This window comes from Tenacibaculum larymnensis, assembly GCF_028829235.1.
Classification (GTDB): Bacteria; Bacteroidota; Bacteroidia; order Flavobacteriales; family Flavobacteriaceae; genus Polaribacter; species Polaribacter larymnensis.
The window spans coordinates 121,863-140,868 of record NZ_JAIWJY010000005.1 but is presented as its reverse complement, the minus strand read 5'-3'; the positions used below and the strand labels follow the sequence as shown (position 1 = coordinate 140,868).

At 31.9% G+C, this 19,006-nt stretch carries 17 protein-coding genes and 1 other RNA gene; 5 read left to right on the top strand and 13 right to left on the bottom strand.

Annotation, left to right across the window (positions count from 1 at the left end):
* Positions 1 to 109: 109 nt before the first annotated feature.
* Both LCI24_RS09375 and LCI24_RS09370 read right to left on the bottom strand, forming a co-directional pair.
* Positions 110 to 2,554, bottom strand: coding sequence for a carboxypeptidase-like regulatory domain-containing protein (locus tag LCI24_RS09375; RefSeq protein WP_274640147.1), 2,445 nt, complete (start codon positions 2,552 to 2,554; stop codon positions 110 to 112).
* Between the two features lie 6 nt (positions 2,555 to 2,560).
* Positions 2,561 to 4,258, bottom strand: coding sequence for a M23 family metallopeptidase (locus tag LCI24_RS09370; RefSeq protein WP_274640146.1), 1,698 nt, complete (start codon positions 4,256 to 4,258; stop codon positions 2,561 to 2,563).
* 148 nt (positions 4,259 to 4,406) lie between these two features.
* Between LCI24_RS09370 and LCI24_RS09365 the strand changes: the two genes are divergently transcribed.
* From LCI24_RS09365 to rny, 4 genes are all read left to right on the top strand, one after another.
* Positions 4,407 to 4,697, top strand: a complete 291-nt coding sequence (locus LCI24_RS09365) for a hypothetical protein (protein WP_274640145.1) — start codon at positions 4,407 to 4,409, stop codon at positions 4,695 to 4,697.
* Between the two features lie 15 nt (positions 4,698 to 4,712).
* Entirely contained in the window at positions 4,713 to 5,000 is a 288-nt protein-coding gene (locus LCI24_RS09360) for a cell division protein ZapA (protein WP_274640144.1), read from the top strand.
* Between the two features lie 58 nt (positions 5,001 to 5,058).
* A non-coding RNA gene (gene ssrS / locus LCI24_RS09355) (6S RNA) lies at positions 5,059 to 5,167 on the top strand.
* A gap of 48 nt (positions 5,168 to 5,215) precedes the next feature.
* Positions 5,216 to 6,781 carry a ribonuclease Y gene (rny, locus tag LCI24_RS09350; protein WP_274640143.1) on the top strand — a complete coding sequence of 522 codons (1,566 nt, stop codon included), beginning with the start codon at positions 5,216 to 5,218 and terminating at the stop codon, positions 6,779 to 6,781.
* Positions 6,782 to 6,829: 48 nt separating this feature from the next.
* On the opposite strand, the gene LCI24_RS09345 is transcribed toward rny, so the two are convergent.
* Positions 6,830 to 7,552, bottom strand: a complete 723-nt coding sequence (locus tag LCI24_RS09345; protein ID WP_274640142.1) for a hypothetical protein — start codon at positions 7,550 to 7,552, stop codon at positions 6,830 to 6,832.
* Positions 7,553 to 7,788: 236 nt separating this feature from the next.
* On the opposite strand from LCI24_RS09345, the gene LCI24_RS09340 reads away from it, so the two are divergent.
* A complete protein-coding gene (locus LCI24_RS09340; protein ID WP_099213793.1) occupies positions 7,789 to 8,283 on the top strand; it encodes a DinB family protein in 495 nt (164 codons plus the stop codon).
* Here LCI24_RS09340 and LCI24_RS09335 read toward each other — a convergent pair whose 3' ends face one another.
* The 10 genes from LCI24_RS09335 to rplS form a co-directional block, all read right to left on the bottom strand.
* Entirely contained in the window at positions 8,284 to 9,468 is a 1,185-nt protein-coding gene (locus LCI24_RS09335) for a T9SS type B sorting domain-containing protein (RefSeq protein WP_274640141.1), read from the bottom strand. It lies immediately after the preceding gene.
* Complete coding sequence (locus LCI24_RS09330; RefSeq protein ID WP_274640140.1) at positions 9,465 to 10,400, bottom strand: hypothetical protein; 936 nt, start codon at positions 10,398 to 10,400, stop codon at positions 9,465 to 9,467. The genes LCI24_RS09335 and LCI24_RS09330 overlap by 4 nt, the downstream gene beginning before the upstream one ends.
* A 16-nt stretch (positions 10,401 to 10,416) precedes the next feature.
* A complete protein-coding gene (locus LCI24_RS09325; protein ID WP_274640139.1) occupies positions 10,417 to 11,526 on the bottom strand; it encodes a hypothetical protein in 1,110 nt (369 codons plus the stop codon).
* Positions 11,527 to 11,534: 8 nt separating this feature from the next.
* Entirely contained in the window at positions 11,535 to 12,290 is a 756-nt protein-coding gene (locus tag LCI24_RS09320; protein ID WP_274640138.1) for a hypothetical protein, read from the bottom strand.
* A 46-nt stretch (positions 12,291 to 12,336) separates the two neighbouring features.
* A complete protein-coding gene (locus LCI24_RS09315) occupies positions 12,337 to 13,293 on the bottom strand; it encodes a hypothetical protein (protein WP_274640137.1) in 957 nt (318 codons plus the stop codon).
* Between the two features lie 89 nt (positions 13,294 to 13,382).
* Positions 13,383 to 14,435 carry an ATP-grasp domain-containing protein gene (locus LCI24_RS09310; protein WP_274640136.1) on the bottom strand — a complete coding sequence of 351 codons (1,053 nt, stop codon included), beginning with the start codon at positions 14,433 to 14,435 and terminating at the stop codon, positions 13,383 to 13,385.
* A 3-nt stretch (positions 14,436 to 14,438) separates the two neighbouring features.
* Positions 14,439 to 14,678 (bottom strand): DUF6095 family protein, encoded by a 240-nt coding sequence (locus LCI24_RS09305; RefSeq protein WP_124590151.1) that lies wholly within the window; start codon positions 14,676 to 14,678, stop codon positions 14,439 to 14,441.
* On the bottom strand, positions 14,671 to 15,486 hold the full coding sequence (gene murQ, locus LCI24_RS09300) for an N-acetylmuramic acid 6-phosphate etherase (protein ID WP_274640135.1): 816 nt from the start codon (positions 15,484 to 15,486) through the stop codon (positions 14,671 to 14,673). The genes LCI24_RS09305 and murQ overlap by 8 nt, the downstream gene beginning before the upstream one ends.
* Before the next feature lie 208 nt (positions 15,487 to 15,694).
* A complete protein-coding gene (locus LCI24_RS09295) occupies positions 15,695 to 17,920 on the bottom strand; it encodes an NADP-dependent isocitrate dehydrogenase (protein ID WP_274640134.1) in 2,226 nt (741 codons plus the stop codon).
* A gap of 718 nt (positions 17,921 to 18,638) precedes the next feature.
* On the bottom strand, positions 18,639 to 18,986 hold the full coding sequence (rplS, locus tag LCI24_RS09290; RefSeq protein ID WP_274640133.1) for a 50S ribosomal protein L19: 348 nt from the start codon (positions 18,984 to 18,986) through the stop codon (positions 18,639 to 18,641).
* Between the last annotated feature and the right edge of the window lie 20 nt (positions 18,987 to 19,006).

Below are 19,006 nucleotides of genomic sequence, written 5' to 3'. Positions count from 1 at the left end.
AGATAGGTTTTTTCATAGCACCTTTGAAATTTTCAAGCTAAAGTACTATGTGTATAAAATGCTAAAGGAAGTTTTTTCGCTAATTTTTCGTTAAAAAGAGTAGAGGAGACTAAAACTGCATTCCTAGTTTAAAGTTTAACACCCTTCCAGTCATGTAGTTAGGGATGCCGTATTGGTTTTTACTGTAAGCATCACGTACCCATGTGTTGGTATTGGAGTTACGAATATCAAAAATGTTAAAAAGTTCTAAACCAGCAGTAAGCTCTTTAAAACTTCTTAGGAAGCCTGTTTTATGTTGTTTGTTTGCATCTGCAAAAACATAAGAAATTCCTACATCAGCACGTTTATAATCGTTTAAACGGTTTTGAAATTCATATACATCTGAATAAGCAGGAGCTCCACCTGGTAAACCTGTATTGTAAACTAAGTTTAAGTAAGCTTTTAAATCGGGTAAGTTGGGTACATAATCTTGAAATAGCACACCAAATTTTAAACGTTGATCGGTTGGTCTAGTAATGTAACCTCTATTGTTAATATTTTCTTCAGTTTTTAAATATCCAAAGCTTACCCAACTATCGTTACCCGGAACAAACTCACCATTTAAGCGAATGTCTAAACCATAAGCATAGGCATCGGTAACATTATCTGCGCGATAACGAATACGGACATTATCTACAGAGTAAGCATTTACATTAGATAAGTCTTTATAGTAAAGTTCAGTAACTAATTTAAATGGACGTTCCCATAAGTTGAAACTATATTCATTCCCAGCAACTAAATGAATTGATTTTTGTGCTTTTACTTCGGGGTGTACTTGACCATCATAATCACGTAATTCTTTATAAAAAGGAGGTTGTGAATACCATCCACCAGATATTCTAAATAGCATATCGCTCTCCCAATCAGGTTTTATAGCAAATTGCGCTCTAGGACTAAAGATTGTTTGAGAATAATTATTAGTAGAAACTGTTTTTATAGACCAATAATGAGAACGAACTCCAATATTCATCCAAACTTGGTGATCGTTCCACATTGCTTTTCTACTAAATTGTAAAAAACTAGTAATACGGTTAATGTCTGTTTCATTTTCTGCCCTCACATTTCTGTAAGGCTCAATAGGACCTGTAAAAGGTTCGTATGGTTGATTATTTGTGGTGTGGTGCGGTGGACGAACAGAAAAACCTAAAGAATCTATCATTTCCCATTCACGAATACGGTCTTTAATATTTTCTTTTTGGTATTTAATACCGGCTTTCCATTCATTGTTACCGTCTTTTAAAGTAGCTTTTAGTTGAATATTGCTGATTAAAGCATCCAAGTCGTTACGTGCATGATTAATTTGTGAACCAATACCTTGAGAAAATTCAACTTCACCAAAATCTTCAGAACCAATATTACTATTTACTTCTCCTATTGCATAGGCAGCAGCAATATCAAAGTACTCTTCTTCTTGTGTGTTAAAAGATGAAACAGTACCAGTAAGTTCCAGATTGTCGTTAACTTGATAGTCAGCAGAAAAAGCTCCAAATAAGGTTTGAAAACGATCTTTTTCTTGTCCTTGATAAAAAATAATTAACTCTAGCGGATTCGTTAAAGTTCCAAATCGGGTTTTGCGAGTTAATGGTTTGTAATTATAGTTGTTAAGAGAAAAATTCCCTAAGAAATTTAATGTAAGTTTACTAGTTGCTTGGTAGCTTAAAAATGATTGAACATCTGTAAATTGAGGTCTAAAGTTTATTTCAGTTTGTTTACTGTTTACAAATAAGCTATTATCACGATAACGAACACCAACAATTGCACTTAGCTTATTATTAGCAAAAGTGTCTTCAATAGTAAAACTACCTCCTAACAAACTTAAATCTAGTTGAACACCAAAGTTGGTCGGTTTTCTATAGGTAATATCTAGTACAGAAGATAACTTATCACCGTATTTAGCTTGAAATCCACCCGCAGAAAAATTAATATTCTGAATCATATGAGGATTGGTAAAACTCAATCCTTCTTGTTGACCAGAACGAATTAAGAATGGACGATATACTTCAATTCCGTTAACATATACCAAGTTTTCATCAAAGTTACCACCACGAACATTATACTGAGTACTCAACTCGTTGTTATTACTAACTCCAGGTAGTGTCATCAATATATTTTCAACACCAGCATTGGCACCAAGTATGTTTTTTACTTTTTTTGTTTTTATTTTGGTAATTCCTTGGGCTTCTTTTTGTTGGTTTTTAACGATAACTTCTTCTAATTCTTCACTCTTAATTTGTAAAGTAGGAGAGAAGTTAAAATTTCTTTTTCCTCTAGAGGTGAATTTTTTCACTAAAGTTTTATAAGAAACATGTGTAAATGTAACGGTAACTGTTTTTCGTATAGGAATGGTAAATTGATACATCCCGTAAGCATCGGTAGTAGTTCCTTTTGATAAATAAGAAATCGCAACTCCTTCAATTGGTGTATTGAATTTATTGGTAATGATTCCTTTTACTGTAGCTGTTTTTTGTGCAAAAACTAGTGAAGGGAACAGTAATAAAAGAATAAATTTTTTCAAGCTTGTTTAGTTTACTTTTCTGAAAAATGTAGCTGAAACCGTTTCAGTATTACCCACATTATCAGAGACTACAAGTTTAAAAATATGTTTGCTACCTACCAACTTTTTATCATTAAAATCGTATGTAAGGATTCTTTTTTTATGGTTATATTCCATTAAAATCCATTCACCATCAATAGTGGCGCGGTAATTTTTAATGCCAGTTTCTTTATCACCTATTCTAACTTTAAGAGTTTTGTTTTTAGAAATCCATTGGTTATTACTAAAATTATACAATTGAATTGTTGGTTTTTCAGTGTCAAAACGTAAGGCATAACTACCTAAAAGTTTAGTAGTAGTATATACTTTGTCTATTTTCTTTTTAGTAGATGTATATCTTGAATACCTAGGATTAGTAACATTAGCGATATATACATGTTGTTTTTGATCTTCTGTTAAGAAAGAAGTTTCAAAAGTTAGTGTATAACGTTTATCTAAAGGAATTGTAGGGTCGTGAACCTTAGCAGTACCATTTTCAACCTTAAAATCAATAAAACAATCTTCATAAAAGGTGTTTTTAGGAAAAGCAACAGTTACATTTTTTTGATGGAACTTATTAAATTCAGTTGCTGTAATTTTGTAATTAGTAGTGTCTTTTTGTTTAAACACTAAATTACTAGAAGTTCCTCTAACTGGTATCCTTACTTTTGATGTATTGTGCTTAAAGTCTTTAGCTATGATTTCAATATTGTAATTAGCTCCGTTTTCTATATGAATCTTTCCGTTGTTTACTAAATCTTCGTACAAGCTAAGCCTGTTTGCTTTTACTTTATGTGTTCTTTGTACTCTATTTCTGTATTTTTTGTAGTGTTTATAGTCTATTAATAGATTAATATATTTACTTTCAGCAAAGGAAAAGGTTTCAACATCATGATAATACATACGCTTGCCATTAACCTTCATTTCTAAACTATAAATTCCATTTTTATTCAATGCTCCATTCAATCGGTCAAACACACTAATACCAAAACCAATAGTACCACTAGCAGTAATTTTTTCAGCTACATAATTACCATTACCGTTGTTTTTAAAAGAAATAACAGATTCTAATGCAGAATTATTAATTCTTGCATCGTCACTTAATGGATATGCTATTAATTTTTGAACAGTAGGTGTTTTATCATCCTTAGCTGTTAAACCAAAATGCATAGGGTTGATAATATGTTCAGTTTGCGTGTTTCTAATTTCGTAATGTAAATGAGGACCTCCAGAGCTACCAGTATCCCCAGTATAACCAACAAGTTGTCCTTTTTTTACTGGGAATTTATCGGGTTTTAAAAAAAGGTTTCCTGTGCTATATTTTTCTTTCTTATACTGAATGCTTTTTACATATTGTTGAATGCTTGGTTCAAATCGTTTTAAATGAGCATATACGGTAGTGTAACCATTAGGGTGTGTTATATACAATGCTTTTCCAAAACCATATTGCTGTACTTTTATACGAGAAACATATCCATTTGCAGGAGCGTAAATAGGAATACCTTCTTTTCCTTGGGTTTTAATATCTATACCAGAATGAAAATGATTACTTCTTAGTTCTCCAAAGGTACCAGATAGTACTACAGGTATTTTTAAAGGGTTTGAGAAGTAATTTCGTGGATACTTATTTTGAGCATTACCACTAATAAAAAAGACTAATAAAATAACAGAAAAATAAAATTTCAAAATGCAACAGTTTTAAAGCAAAACTAGTAAAATTCTAACAAAAACCTTAAGGGCTTAGAATCAGTGTTTTGGTAAAAAACACTAAAAGAGTTGCTAATTATAAGTTATATTAATAACTTTGTGAATATAGTTTTATTCTCTAAAATAAATGAGTAACCCTTTAAAAGCAATTCATTTACTGGAAGATAGGTTAAAGAACTTACTTTCTAACTATGAGTTTTTGAAAGAAGAAAATAAAGTTTTACTTCAAAATAACGCTGAGTTACAAGTTTTATTACAAGAAAAAGAGAGGCAATTAGAAGAACAGCAAAAACAATTTAATTTGCTTAAAGTTGCAAAAACTATTGAGGGCAGTAACGAAAATACAAGAGAAACAAAACTCAAAATAAATGCTTTAGTTCGAGAGATTGATAAATGTATTACTCTTTTGAACACATAATACAAAGTTCTTTGCATGGCAAAAATAAAAGTTAATGTAGTAATTGCTGGTAGAACGTATCCGTTAAGTGTAAATAGTACCGATGAAGAGGAAGGGTTACGAAAGGCAGCAAAAAGTATTAATGAATTGATAGCCAATTTTGAACAAAGTTATGCGGTAGCTGATAAGCAAGATGTTTTAGCAATGAGTGCTTTACAGTTTGCATCAAAAGCAGAAATAGTATCGTTAAAAAATACTAAAGAAAAAGCCGAAGTATTGCAAAAAATAAATGAATTGACTAACTTGCTAGAAGATCATTTATAAAACGTTCTTTAAAATATATTATTTAATATACTGCCTACATTAGTACATTGTTTGTTAAACTCAACGTTATTCAATTATAAAGGATGAGTCGTGGTTAGTAAAGCAAGCCGATTTTACCTCGGATCCTTGATCAATCAGTTAATCCTAAACTTGTTATTTTGGAGTTTTTAAAACCCTATTGATGTAGGCTTTTTTTATACAATCAAATCAAAATTATGGAGGGAATATTATTTCCTGTTTTAGCAGGAATTATAGGTGTAGCAGTAGGTTTTTTTATTGCTAAAATGTTAGAAAAATCTAATGCAAATAAATTAATACAAGAAACAAAGAAAGAGGCAAATAGCATACTAAAAGAAGCTAAAGTAGAAGCCGAAGCAATAAAGAAGGATAAAATTTTACAAGCAAAAGAAAAGTTTATAGAACTTAAGTCTGAGCATGAAAAAGTAATCCTATCAAGAGAAAAGAAAGTTTCTGATGTAGAAAAAAGAGTAAGAGATAAAGAAAGTCAAGTATCATCAGAGTTAGATAAAAGCAAAAAACTTAATAAACAGTTAGAAAAAAAAGAAGCTGATTTTGATTATAAATTAGAGTTCTTAGAAAAGAAAGAATCAGAATTAGAAAAGATGCACAAGCGCCATGTAGATATGCTTGAGCAAATTTCTGGACTATCTGCAGATGAGGCTAAAACCGAATTAGTAGCATCATTAAAAGACGAAGCAAAATCTGACGCTATGTCTTTCATTCAAGATACAATTGAAGAAGCAAAAATGACAGCGCAACAAGAAGCCCGTAAGGTAGTTTTAAATACTATACAAAGAGTAGGAGTAGAGCAAGCTGTAGAAAACTGTGTTTCTGTATTTAACTTAGAGTCGGATGACGTTAAGGGTAGAATTATTGGTAGAGAAGGAAGAAACATCCGTGCTTTAGAATCAGCAACTGGAGTTGAAATTATTGTAGATGATACACCTGAAGCAATTATCTTATCGTGTTTTGATCCTGTTCGTCGTGAAATTGCTCGTTTATCAATGCATAAATTAGTAACAGACGGAAGAATTCACCCAGCAAGAATTGAAGAGGTTGTAAAAAAGACTGAAAAGCAAATTACTCAAGAAATTATTGAAGTAGGTAAACGTACTGTAATTGATTTAGGAATTCACGGTTTACACCCTGAACTGATTAAAACAGTTGGACGTATGAAGTATCGTTCTTCTTACGGTCAAAATTTATTACAACACTCACGTGAAGTAGCAAACCTTTGTGGTATTATGGCTGCTGAAATGGGGCTAAATGCAAAAGCTGCTAAACGTGCAGGTTTATTACATGATATAGGTAAAGTACCTGAAACAGAAAGTGAATTACCACACGCATTATTAGGAATGCAATGGGCTGAAAAGTATGGTGAAAAACCAGATGTATGTAATGCAATTGGAGCTCACCATGATGAAATTGAAATGAAGAGTTTAATAGCTCCTATTGTTCAAGTTTGTGATGCGATTTCAGGAGCAAGACCAGGAGCACGTCGTCAAGTATTAGATTCTTATATTCAACGTTTAAAAGATTTAGAAGATATTGCTTTTGGATTTAATGGAGTACAAAAAGCTTATGCTATTCAAGCAGGACGTGAATTAAGAGTTATGGTAGAGAGTGCTAAAGTAAACGATACTAAAGCAGCTGAATTATCATTTAATATTTCTCAAAAAATTCAGAATGATATGACCTATCCAGGACAGGTAAAAGTTACTGTAATTAGAGAGACAAGAGCAGTAAACGTAGCGAAATAATTATAGAATAAAAAAATCCCTCATCAAATTTGATGAGGGATTTTTTGTTTAATCATGGTTTCTTCTTGATTTACCTTTTTGTTCAGGCTTCCCTTTTCTGTATTTGTTTTTATATTTTTTGTTTTTGAAAGCTTTGTGTTTACGTCTTTTTATAATTTTACTACGCTTTCCAATTTTAGCATTTGGTAACGCTCTGTAGTAGTAAAAGTTATTATCTTCTCTAAATTGACGATAGTTTCTTCCAAAATCTTTTCTGTAAAAATAAACGTCATCATAATCAAAAATATCACCTATGTTTATATCGATATTTACATCAAATCCATCATCGTAATAGTAGTGATCATCATCATGGTGATGGCGGTGTCCTGGTTTTACAAATCCTCTGAACCTAGGATTACCCCATCTATCGTATTGAATATGTAAGTTTCCTACTTTAAATAAGTTTCCAAACTTATACCTCATAAATACACTACCAATTCTTTTTACATTTCCTCTGGCATCGTAGTTTATATAAACGTTTCCTACACTTCTAACACGACCTCTTCTATCACGTTTAATACGAACGCCATAATCTGAGTATCTATCATAGTGGGTATTGAAGTCGAAATCTCCGTTTAAAAATACGTGAAATTGAATTCCTCTTTCTACAAAGGTAACAGCGTCATTATAACGGTTTGTAACCCCAATTTTGCTAGTTGATTTTTCAATGTTGTCGGCATTTACAGTTGTCAATGACATCATTGCTAATAATAATAGTATCCCTGTTCTCATAATTGCTAATTTTAGGGTTATGCTTACTCTATATGCTTTTCGGCTTCCGCATTTGATGTATAATTTTCAAAGAGCGTGCCAAAAAATATTTTAATATTAATTTTAAGTTGAACTTTAATTCTTTGTTTTAGTTTATGTTTTTGGCTTTCAGTGCTTTAGTTTGGGTAAAAAAAAATTATTTCTCCAAGTAAAAAGTTCTATATTTATACGACTTACTTGAAAACTTATACTTACGAATGATAGCAGCTATTGATAAAAATTTACAAAGAGGAATTAAACTATTAGAAGCGATTAGCGATGAACAATACAGTGATACATCAATTCCACCTTATTATTCGAGTATAGGAGCAAATATGAGGCATATTCTAGATGTTTTTGCCTGTATTTTTAATGGATTGAATAAAAAGTGCGTTGATTTTTCTGATAGAGAGCGTAATCAATTAGCAGAGCAAAAAACTGAGTCTGGAATAGCATATTTTAATGAAGTTATTGAGCAATTATATTGTTTAGAAGCAGAAGATTTTGATACAATTATTTCTGTTACAGATGATTTAGGTACAGGAAAAGTAACAGCAAACTATACTTTGGGTAGTGCCTTAATACAAGCACATAGCCATGCAATACATCATTTTGCTAGTATAGGTTTTATCATAAATCAGTTAGGGATAGAATTACCAGATGCAGATTTTGGTTACAATCCTACTACCCCAAAAAAAGAGCTAGTAAAATAATTATCGGTTAATGTATACCCAACCTTTTTTTAGTTTCTGATACGCGTTTGGTTCGTCACCTAATTCTAGGTAGTAAAAGTAAGTAGCAGCAGGAAGTTTATCTTCTCTGTTAATAGTTGATCTTCCGTTAGAAGTACCATCCCAATCGTTTTTGTAATCTTCAGTTTGATAAACAATATTTCCCCAACGATTATAAATTACTAGTTTATTGTGAGCGTATTCATTTACTTCATCAAAAACTAAATAATCGTTTAGGTTATCTCTGTTTGGAGAGATTAAAATATTGTTATTATCTGTGTTAATTTCATCATCTAATAATGATCCAATTGTAATTACTTCGTATTCATTGGGGACGAATGCAGCTGATGTAATTGTCCCTTCATATAAATCTCCAGTAACTTCTAGTACATCTAAATTTACCCATTGATTTTCAGTTTTACTCCAACCTACTACAATTAATTGTGAAATTTGATTGGCTAAGGAAGAAATATCGCTACGGCTATTCCATGTTAATGTAATTTGGGTTTCATTTTTTCCGTCTAAATCCCAAAATTCAATATTGCTAATATTTTCAATTATAGCTTGCTTTTGGTCTGTTAAAAAATTAGCAGTAAAATTAGTAGGGAAATTCGGATCCTCATAAAAATAAGCTCCTTTAAAAAAATAGTATTTATTGGTGTGAGGTAAACTCATAGGGCGTAACATTACTCCATCTCCTACAGGAAAGGTAAAGTTTGATGTATTTTTATTTCCTTGCTTTAAAGAGGCGTAGCCGTCTATATGTCGTTCATTATCTTCACCTGCGTAGAAATCATAATCAATGAAATCGAATGAAATATCCGTATTATTCCTTGGTGTAATTACCTGTCCGTTGATAAAGCTTAACTGATTGCGTACACCTAAAGAATTGTATAGTTCTAGGTTTTGTAGTGCATCAATTTCTACATTAAAAAAGGTGATTTTGTTAGTGCCAGAAATAGTTCTAGCTTCGTTATCAGCATAAAAACCAGCAAAACCAATATAATTGTTTAAGGTACCGTTGTTTACCAAGTTAGTATGGAAACCAATTTGAGCACCATCGTGTAACTGTACATTACCTGAATTTTGAAATGCATTTTGTGCTATAGTTAGAGTAATACTACTTATAAAAAAAATAAACGATATGTACTTTTTATATAACATCATTTATTTACTCTGTAAGTTATACGGCGGTTGGTAATGATTTTTCCAGAGGGTTGATTGCAGTCATTAACAGTTATTATTACTGAGTTTGAAGCATTATAGCCAGAGTTTGTAATACTTATTTGATAAGTTATATTACCATCAGTTGATGGTGACGCAGATGTTGTATCAGAATTTACGTTAATTATATTACCAGTCGTAGGTGCTGAAGTCCAATTGTAAGTAGTAGTATTTCCAGAATTGTAAGCAGTCCCAGATGGGTAAACTGTAAATGAAATACTTTCTCCAGAGCATAACTCTGTAAAACTAGGCACTATTGTTACGGTTAATGATTGATTACCTCCAGAATTATTAACTTCATCAAAAGACTCTACTCCACTACCACCACCACCGTTACAAGTAGCATAAATATTTTTTCTTGCAGTTCCTATCTCTAATGTTTGATTTTTACTACAAGGAGGAGGGTTTATGTAAATTCCATGTGTTGAACCTAAAGAAGGATCATCTGGTAGTGTGTTTTCAACAATTAATTCAGTATCATCATTAGATAAGGTTAGTGTAACAAAGCTGATCCATTTTAAAAGTCCATCTAGTTTGATTAAAAAAGTATTGGTAAAAATGGTAGCATTTGAATTAATTTCTAAAGTTTCAATATTGGTGTCGTTATTATCTCCAATAGTTATTGAGCTTACAGAGATAGAAATAGATGAATTAATAGTGATAGTATTACCATTAATTATATTAACGTCGTTTGTAGGACCATCCCCAGGATAGTAAGTGGCGGTTACCCAATTGGTACCATCAAATCGCTCCCAGTTTGTAGTTGTTGTCCAGTTTCCTGAATTAACACTTCTAAAATCATTAATACTTTGTGCAGATATATTGGTAAGTATCCCTAGGAAGAAGAAAAACAGTAAGAGTTTATTTTTTAACATATTTGCCTCTTTAGGTTTACTTAACTACAAAAACAACATTGATAATAGTGTTGTCGTTTGTAGGGACATTGTCTACGCTATAGGTCATTACCCCATTGTCATCTATACTATTAACAGTTAAAATAGATGTGTCGTAATCGGTAACGTAGTAGTATAATTCATCAGCATTATAGGTAGGTATTGTAGCAGGTGCACTAGTGCTACCAATAGCAGGGCTATTAAATTGAGCTGTATATTGTGTATATAAATTGATAGTTCTACCCGAACCAGTTGTACTAGCATCTATTGCGATTGATGGAGGGTAGAATATTCTAGAAGCTTTAGTTGGGGCTATTTGCTCCCAAATACCATTATTGTAAATATATATGGTACTATGTTCACCTGAGGTTAACTCATAAATAAAAAAATCATTTTCTATAGGGGTGTAACCTACAGGGAAAGAATATGTAGCAGGTGTGCTTGTTGAAGAGTTTGATGTTTTTGTTACAGTATTTTGTTGGTTATTAACCCATTCTACACCTGTACTTGTAGAGGTTAATATTTGACCAGAAGATCCAGCAGAATTATTAACATCTAATAGTGTATTGTTAAACTCAGTAGGGCTTTGTAACATAATGTTACTAGGAGCGGAAAGTTGTATAGTACCAGCAGATGAAAGCTGAATAGTGCTACCAATTCCTGTAGAGCTTATTTGCATACTGTTGATAGCATTCATTTGAATAGTATTGTTACTAAATACTTGAATACTATTATTACTAAATAATTGAAAGTAAGCTAAGTTTTCAAAAGTTAATCCAAAATTATTGATACCGGTTAATTTACGATTTGCTGTTAAAGTACCATCGGATGTATAGATGTTTTGAGAAGCTAATGTAGAGGTGATTAATTTCCAGCCGTCTACAGTATCATATATTTTTATTTGACTATTGGTTGTATCAAACCAAACATCATTTTCAAGAGGAAGGGTTGGTGCAGTTGTAGAGGTGGTTACAGTATTGTTATTAACTGTTTGTATAGTACCTTTATTATCAATAACCCTAACTTCTTGTGCATTGGCGCTAAAGCTTAGTAGCACCAATGCAAAAGTTAGTATAAATACTTTAATATGTTTAATGTTTTTATACATTAATATAATTAATTAATATAGTGAACTTCAATAACATCACCAGCATAAATAGGTAAGTCAGCGGAGATATTTATATCAATAGATCCAGCTGTAGTTGCAGTGAAATCAGTATTCCAACGTAATTTCACTCCATTTCTGAAGACAAATAACTTAGCTTCATTTGTAGCGTCAATAACAGGTAAACCAGCAACAGCTATAGTTTCAGTAGTACCATTATTAGTGTTAGTTGGAGGAGTAGCCTCTCTTCTTATTGCAGTAACTTGAAACAAGTCAGCTAATTCGATTTTCTGGATAGCACCAGTAGCTTCATCTCTAATTAATACGGTAAAACCAGTTGCACCTGCACCATCATCATGAGCACCACGATCAACTGCATTTGTAGAAGCAGTACCTGCAGTTACTAATTCTAAGCCATTTAGAGCAAACTCAGCTGGATTACCACCTGGACCTCCAGTTGCACTAGCTGTAATGTACGTATTGTCAGTTAACGTACCTCCTAATTGCCAGGTAGTAATTACCCCTCCGTTAGGAGCCGTATCTGTAAATACAGTTAAACCATTACTTGCTTGTAAATACTTAATTGTTCCTTTGTTGTCTACAACTTTAACAGAACCACCATCTTCACCTAATACAGTGTTAGCTTGTTTAGTGAAGTCTGTACCTGCATTCGTAGAAGTGTCAGTTCTCTGAGCACTAACAGTACCTACAGCTAATAAACCTACAGCTACTAAAGCGACTTTTAATTTGTTTGTAATTGTTTTCATAATTTGAGAATTGATTGCGTTATTAAACTTTTTTATTGGTTATTTATTAATATAATTGAACTATTCGTATTTCATCACCTGCATAGCATACGGCATCAGGTTCTATAGTAATTGTTGTAGCGTTATTAACTGTAAAATCTATTCGTACTCCGTTTCTGTATACGTTAATTTTATCAGTTGTGTATAGTGTAAGACCAGTAAAGGTTACTTGTCCATCTGTAGCTGTAATTTCTGTAACTTCTTCTCTTAGTATGTTTGAACTAGTTACTTTTTTCAAAACTCCAGTAGTTCTATCTACAGTAACTATATCGTCAGTTGTGGTATTTCCATTTTCTAAACCTGTAATAGCTAGTGTGTTTGTAGTATTGGTTTCAATTGTGGTAGGCTGAATTAATACACCACCTAATTGAATAGTATTACTTGCATTTATCAAAAGCCCATTATTAGCAGATGCTGTTGAGTTAGATGTTACCCATGTTGTACCGTCGTAGGCATAAATTATACCTGTAGTTGTATCTACATAAACATCTCCAGGTATTGGGTTAGGAGCTGTACTAGCATTAGGAGCTCCGTTACCTTTTCTTGGGTTGTTATCTATAGAAATCCAATTGGTTCCATCCCAAATACTAGTGGTATTGTTTAGAGTATCGTTAATCCAAAAATCACCTACGTTATTGTCAGTTGGAGCAGTAGAAGAGGTTGTAACTTTAATAGATTCTCTTGTGTTTCCAGAATCACCATCACATAAGCTTATCCACGAAGTTCCATCATACATAAAAACACAGTTTTGATCAGTATTGAAAACTAAGGCACCTCGTAAAGGTTGGATAGTGTTCATTTGAGTATCTGTCATTCTACTAATAACTAATACCTTGTCTGAACTTTCCAATTCTAAAATAGAGCTTGAATGTATAGAAGAAGGATTCTCTCCAACTTTAACTTGAGAGAAAGTTGGAATTATTGCACAGAAAAGAACCAATGAAAAAAGTAATCTTCTTTCCATTCAGTTGAGTAGTTAATTGGTTTTAAGACTCGGGGGGATTCTTAACAATACATGAACATGTATTCGCTTACAAAGATAGAAAAGATTTTCTATTTAGATAGACGTTTAATTTTTTTTGTATATTTTTTTAATAAAATGATCTCATTAAGAAAGCTTATAGAATCTTTGTATGGGGTGTTAAAGTTTCTGTGGTTTGTAATAGCAATAGTAAAGAGTGACTTCCAATGTGTTCTTATAGCTTTTAAGGCTTTTAAGTAGGTGTAATTTTGCGAATCGTAAATGTGAGTAGGCTCTGCTATTATTCCGTTTATTTCTAGTATCTTAAAATCGATTCCTTCTTCTAATTCTTCAAAAGTATTGTATTTTAAATCAATTCGGCCATAGTACCAACCAGGTATTGATTTACTTAATTTGTCAAAGGTTGTAGTTAATTTATCACTTATTAAATGATTACCGTTAATAAACTGTGTTCCTTTGGAGTGGTTACCTATGGCTGTAAGTTTAATAACTTTATTTTTAACAGGAATTCCTGTAAGTTTATCTTGATGAATTTTAGAAAATAACTCTATGTATAGTTTAGCTCTTTCATCAGCTAGAATAAGTTCTTTTAATGTGGAGGTTCCATCTCCTGTAACAGATAAAAAACGTTTTAAGGTTAATGAACTAATTTTACCAGAATCATTTTTGGGATTTCTATGATAAAATATACCACATTCATTTTCGTAATCTAAAAACTCTTGAATAATAATATCAATAGCATATTTTTCAAGATAGTTTTTTAAGGCGTCTTTAGATGCTATTTTTTCAACTAGCAACCCACGAAAGCCTATATCAGGTTTCGCAATTAAAGGAAAGTTGATTTTTTGTTCTTGAATATTTTTACAAACGATTTCAAAATCAGTATTTGGTTTAATTAAAACTGATTTTGGGCGGTGTTTTTCAGGAACCAATAATATAGTTTCGTATTTGCTTTCAGTACCATTTCCAGAGCTTTTTATACATGGGTTAGTAGCACTAAAAAAAGCCAAATGTTTTGCTTTATAAGCTAAATAAAAAGCATATGGAACATTAGGGAGATAAAACATAGCGGATGGCCAGTGTTCCCAATCTGTTATTTTTTTTATGGAATTGCTTCTAATCAAAAGTTATTTGCTGAAAAGGTGATCCAATATGGTTTTAAATGTTTTAAAGCCATAATATACGGTAAAAAGTATTAACAAAATACCAATTACAAGCAATCCGTAAGCAATAAAAACTTTAGGAGATTCTTTAAAAGCTCGTAAAGCTTTAAAAGCAATACTTAAAACTAAGGGAGAAATAATAAGTAATCCTAAGAAAACTAATAGTTTTTTTATTCCAGTTTCAAAAGTAGTAGGTTTATTCATTAGTAAAGTTTTTTATGGCTTCACGAACACTTCCGTATTTTTTTAATAAATCGCTAGCGGTTTTTTGGTCGATATTTAATTCAGAAGCTAACATTTTTTCTCCTCTATCTACTAATTTGTTGTTGGATAGTTGCATGTCAACCATTTTATTTCCTTTAACTCTTCCTAATTGAATCATACTAGTTGTAGAAAGCATATTTAATACTAGCTTTTGAGCTGTTCCTGCTTTCATTCGGGAACTTCCTGTTACAAATTCAGGACCTACAATTACTTCAATAGGAAACTGAGCAGTTAATGCTAAGGGGCTCCCTTGATTACAAGTTATACAGCCTGTTACAATATTATTATCATTGCATTTTTCTAAGGCAGAAATAACATAAGGAGTAGTACCAGACGCAGCAATTCCTACAACAACATCTTTTGATGATATTTTATGCTCTTGTAAATCATTCCATCCTTGATTTGTTGAATCTTCAGCAAATTCAACAGCTTTTCTAATAGCATAATCGCCACCTGCAATAAGTCCAACAACTAATTCGTGTGGAACACCAAAAGTAGGGGGGCATTCACTAGCATCAACAATACCTAATCGCCCACTGGTACCAGCACCAATGTAAAATAATCTTCCACCTTTTTTTAGTCTCAGAACAATTTGTTCTGTAAGCTTTTCAATTTGGGGAAGTGCTTTTTCTACAGCTAAAGGAACTGTTTTGTCTTCTTTATTTATGTTAAATAATAATTCAGAAATACTCATTTTCTCTAAATTATTGTAGTTAGAGTCTTGTTCAGTTGTTTTTGTAAACTTCATGCTTCAAATTTACTAATTAAAAGTTTCAAGAAATTAGAATGTGACAATTATAATTTTGTCGTGTCATAATTATGTGCCAAACAATGTTATGGGGAATTAAATAGTAATTCGGGGGACATTATTGTTTAATAATTTGTTTGGTTTAATTGTTTAAACAAAAAAGCAGGTGATAAAATCACCTGCTTTTGAATTTTATATAATTACTTAATTATATGCTTTGTAATATATTATTAAGAGTGTTGCTTGGTTGCATTACCTCATTAGCTAAAGTATTATTAGGTTCATAATATCCACCAATGTTTACAGCTTTACCTTGTACAGAATTTAATTCTTCAATAATCGTAGCTTCATTCGCAACCATTTTTTCTGCGATAGGAGCGAACTGAGCTTTTAAATCAGCATCTTTATCTTGAGAAGCTAAAGCTTGTGCCCAATACATAGCTAAATAAAAATGAGAACCTCTATTGTCCAACTCTCCAGTTTTTCTTGAAGGCCCTTTTTTGTTGTCTAATAACTTGTCTGTGGCATCATCTAAAGCTTCTGCTAATATTTTAGCTTTGTTGTTGTCATTTGTTTCTCCTAGGTGTTCTAGAGAAACAGCTAAAGCTAAAAATTCACCTAAAGAATCCCAGCGTAAGTGGTTTTCTTCAACTAATTGTTCAACGTGTTTTGGAGCAGATCCTCCAGCACCAGTTTCAAACAATCCACCACCATTCATTAATGGTACGATAGATAACATTTTAGCAGAAGTTCCTAATTCTAAAATAGGGAACAAGTCTGTTAAGTAGTCACGTAATACATTTCCTGTCACAGAAATAGTTTCTTTACCTGCTTTAACTCTTTCTAGAGTATATTTAGTAGCTTCTACTGGAGATAAGATTTTAATTTCTAATCCTGTAGTATCGTGATCTTGTAAGTACTTTTCTACTTTTTTAATAATCTCTCTATCATGAGCTCTTTCTTCACCTAACCAAAAAACTGCAGGTGCTCCTGTAGCTCTTGCACGAGTAACAGCTAATTTTACCCAATCTTGAATAGGTGCGTCTTTTGTTTGACACATTCTCCAAATATCACCAGCTTCAACAGTATGCTCTAATAAAGTAGTTCCGTTGGCGTCAATCACTTCAACTTTTCCGTCAGAAGTAATTTCAAATGTTTTATCGTGAGAACCATATTCTTCAGCTTTTTGAGCCATTAAACCTACGTTAGGAACTGTACCCATTGTAGTAGGATCAAAAGCACCATTCTTTTTACAGAAATCAATAGTTTCTTGGTATAAACCAGCATACGAACTATCAGGAATTACAGCTTTAGCATCTTGAGGTTTTCCTTCTTTATTCCACATTTGACCTGAAGTACGAATCATTGCCGGCATAGAAGCATCAATAATTACGTCAGAAGGAACATGTAAATTGGTAATTCCTTTATCAGAATTTACCATTGCAACATCAGGGTTACTAGTGTAAATAGCTTCAATATCTGCTAGAATTTCTGCCTTTTTATCAGCTGATAACTCTTCAAGATTACTTAGTAAGTTACCAAAACCGTTATTTACATCTACACCTATTTCTTTAAAGGTATCGCCATGTTTAGCAAATAAATCTTTAAAGAAAACACGAACAGCATGACCAAAAATAATAGGGTCTGAAACCTTCATCATGGTTGCTTTCATATGTAAAGAGAATAATATTCCTTTATCGTTAGCGTCTTTAACTTGTTCTTCTAAGAAAGTTAATAGTGCTTTTTTACTCATTACAGAAGCATCAATAACTTCTTTCGCTAATAATGATAAGTTGTCTTTTAATATAGTTTTGTTTCCGTTAGCATCTGTATGTACAATTTGTATATTAGTTGCATTTGGTACAGTAACTGATTTTTCGCTATGAGCAAAATCACCTTCTGTCATTGTTGAAACATGAGTTTTAGAGTCAGCACTCCAAGCTCCCATTGAATGAGGATTCTTTTTTGCGTAGTTTTTTACAGCTTTAGGAGCTCTACGGTCAGAGTTACCTTCACGTAAAACAGGGTTTACAGCAGATCCCTTTACTTTATTATAACGTGCTAAAATCGCTTTTTCTTCATCAGTTGTAGCTTCTTCTGGATAATCAGGTAAAGCATATCCTAAAGCTTGCAGTTCTTTTATAGCTGCTTTTAATTGAGGAACAGAAGCTGAAATGTTAGGAAGTTTAATAATATTAGCTTCTGGTTTTTTTGCTAAATCTCCTAAAAAAGCTAAAGCGTCTTCAACTTGTTGCTCTTTAGGTAAAAAGTCTGAAAAATTAGCAAGAATACGACCAGCAAGAGAAATATCTTTGGTTTCTACTTCTATGTTAGATGATTTTGTAAAAGCTTTTACGATTGGTAAAAACGAACGAGTAGCTAACGCTGGGGCTTCATCCGTTTTTGTGTACATAATTTTAGCAGTCTTATTCATATTTATAAGTAATAAATTAAATTATATTTTGAAGTGATGCAAATTTAAGAATTACGGGTGAGTTTTTTGATGGTAAATTATTATTAATTAGGGTGTTTTATTGTGAATATGATAATTTAGAGAGCGGGAATGGAGATTTTGTTATTAAAAATAAAAGCCATGTCAAACAATTTCTTGTAATTGACATGGCTTTCTTGAAATAGTAAGAGGTACTGAATTGTATTGCTACATTATCAAATAAAACTGTGTTTATGTTTTTTCCTTAGAAAAAACTACGTTACTACCTCAAAAGAAACTTCGCTCCATAAATTATATCATCTATAAAACAAAAGCTTCGGTGTTTTTAAACAGGTTAGTTAAGCTAAATATAAACCAATAATACTTATAAACTTATAACTAGAAAACTATAAATTATTTAATAACTTACAATTAATCAAAAATTATGATGATTGAATTTAGCCTTAATTATGTTTAAAAACAAAATATATAAAGAACGTTACTTTAAAAGGTTTACTTTTTGGTGATTAATATAGTCAACTATAATTCTGACGTCACTTACTTTGTAAACTCTTTTCCAAATATAAGAAATAAATATCTCTTTTTTAGTATTTTAAGTGTTTTGTTGTTAACAAGTTAGGAGTGGTGCTTTATTAACAAATGTGAATAAAAAAACACCATGATTTTCATGGTGTTTTTAATTTCTTTTGAGAAGAAGTTTTTAGTGTCTTCTTTCTTTAATTCTTGCTTTCTTACCAGTAAGACCTCTAAAGTAGTAAATACGAGCTCTACGTACTTTACCTCTTTTGTTTATTTCAATCTTTTGGATAGATGGTAAGTTAATAGGGAAGATACGCTCAACACCTACAGTACCAGACATTTTTCTAATAGTAAAAGTTTCAGAAGCTCCACTTCCTCTTTTTTGGATAACAACTCCTCTAAAAAACTGAGTACGAGTTTTGTTACCTTCTTTAATTTCGTAGTATACTGTGATAGTATCTCCAGCTGCGAATTCTGGTAATTCGTTTTTTGTTACAAATTCGTCTTGAACAAATTTTACTAAATCCATTTCTTTGTTATTTATGGTTG

Excerpts from the sequence above, each read along its gene's own strand:
- LCI24_RS09365 (WP_274640145.1), top strand. The coding sequence starts at position 4,407 with ATGAGTAACCCTTTAAAAGCAATTCATTTACTGGAAGATAGGTTAAAG.
- LCI24_RS09360 (WP_274640144.1), top strand. The coding sequence starts at position 4,713 with ATGGCAAAAATAAAAGTTAATGTAGTAATTGCTGGTAGAACGTATCCG.
- rny (WP_274640143.1), top strand. The coding sequence starts at position 5,216 with ATGGAGGGAATATTATTTCCTGTTTTAGCAGGAATTATAGGTGTAGCA.
- LCI24_RS09345 (WP_274640142.1), bottom strand. The coding sequence starts at position 7,552 with ATGAGAACAGGGATACTATTATTATTAGCAATGATGTCATTGACAACT.
- LCI24_RS09340 (WP_099213793.1), top strand. The coding sequence starts at position 7,789 with ATGATAGCAGCTATTGATAAAAATTTACAAAGAGGAATTAAACTATTA.
- LCI24_RS09335 (WP_274640141.1), bottom strand. The coding sequence starts at position 9,468 with ATGATGTTATATAAAAAGTACATATCGTTTATTTTTTTTATAAGTAGT.
- LCI24_RS09330 (WP_274640140.1), bottom strand. The coding sequence starts at position 10,400 with ATGTTAAAAAATAAACTCTTACTGTTTTTCTTCTTCCTAGGGATACTT.
- LCI24_RS09325 (WP_274640139.1), bottom strand. The coding sequence starts at position 11,526 with ATGTATAAAAACATTAAACATATTAAAGTATTTATACTAACTTTTGCA.
- LCI24_RS09320 (WP_274640138.1), bottom strand. The coding sequence starts at position 12,290 with ATGAAAACAATTACAAACAAATTAAAAGTCGCTTTAGTAGCTGTAGGT.
- LCI24_RS09315 (WP_274640137.1), bottom strand. The coding sequence starts at position 13,293 with ATGGAAAGAAGATTACTTTTTTCATTGGTTCTTTTCTGTGCAATAATT.
- LCI24_RS09305 (WP_124590151.1), bottom strand. The coding sequence starts at position 14,678 with ATGAATAAACCTACTACTTTTGAAACTGGAATAAAAAAACTATTAGTT.
- murQ (WP_274640135.1), bottom strand. The coding sequence starts at position 15,486 with ATGAAGTTTACAAAAACAACTGAACAAGACTCTAACTACAATAATTTA.
- LCI24_RS09295 (WP_274640134.1), bottom strand. The coding sequence starts at position 17,920 with ATGAATAAGACTGCTAAAATTATGTACACAAAAACGGATGAAGCCCCA.
- rplS (WP_274640133.1), bottom strand. The coding sequence starts at position 18,986 with ATGGATTTAGTAAAATTTGTTCAAGACGAATTTGTAACAAAAAACGAA.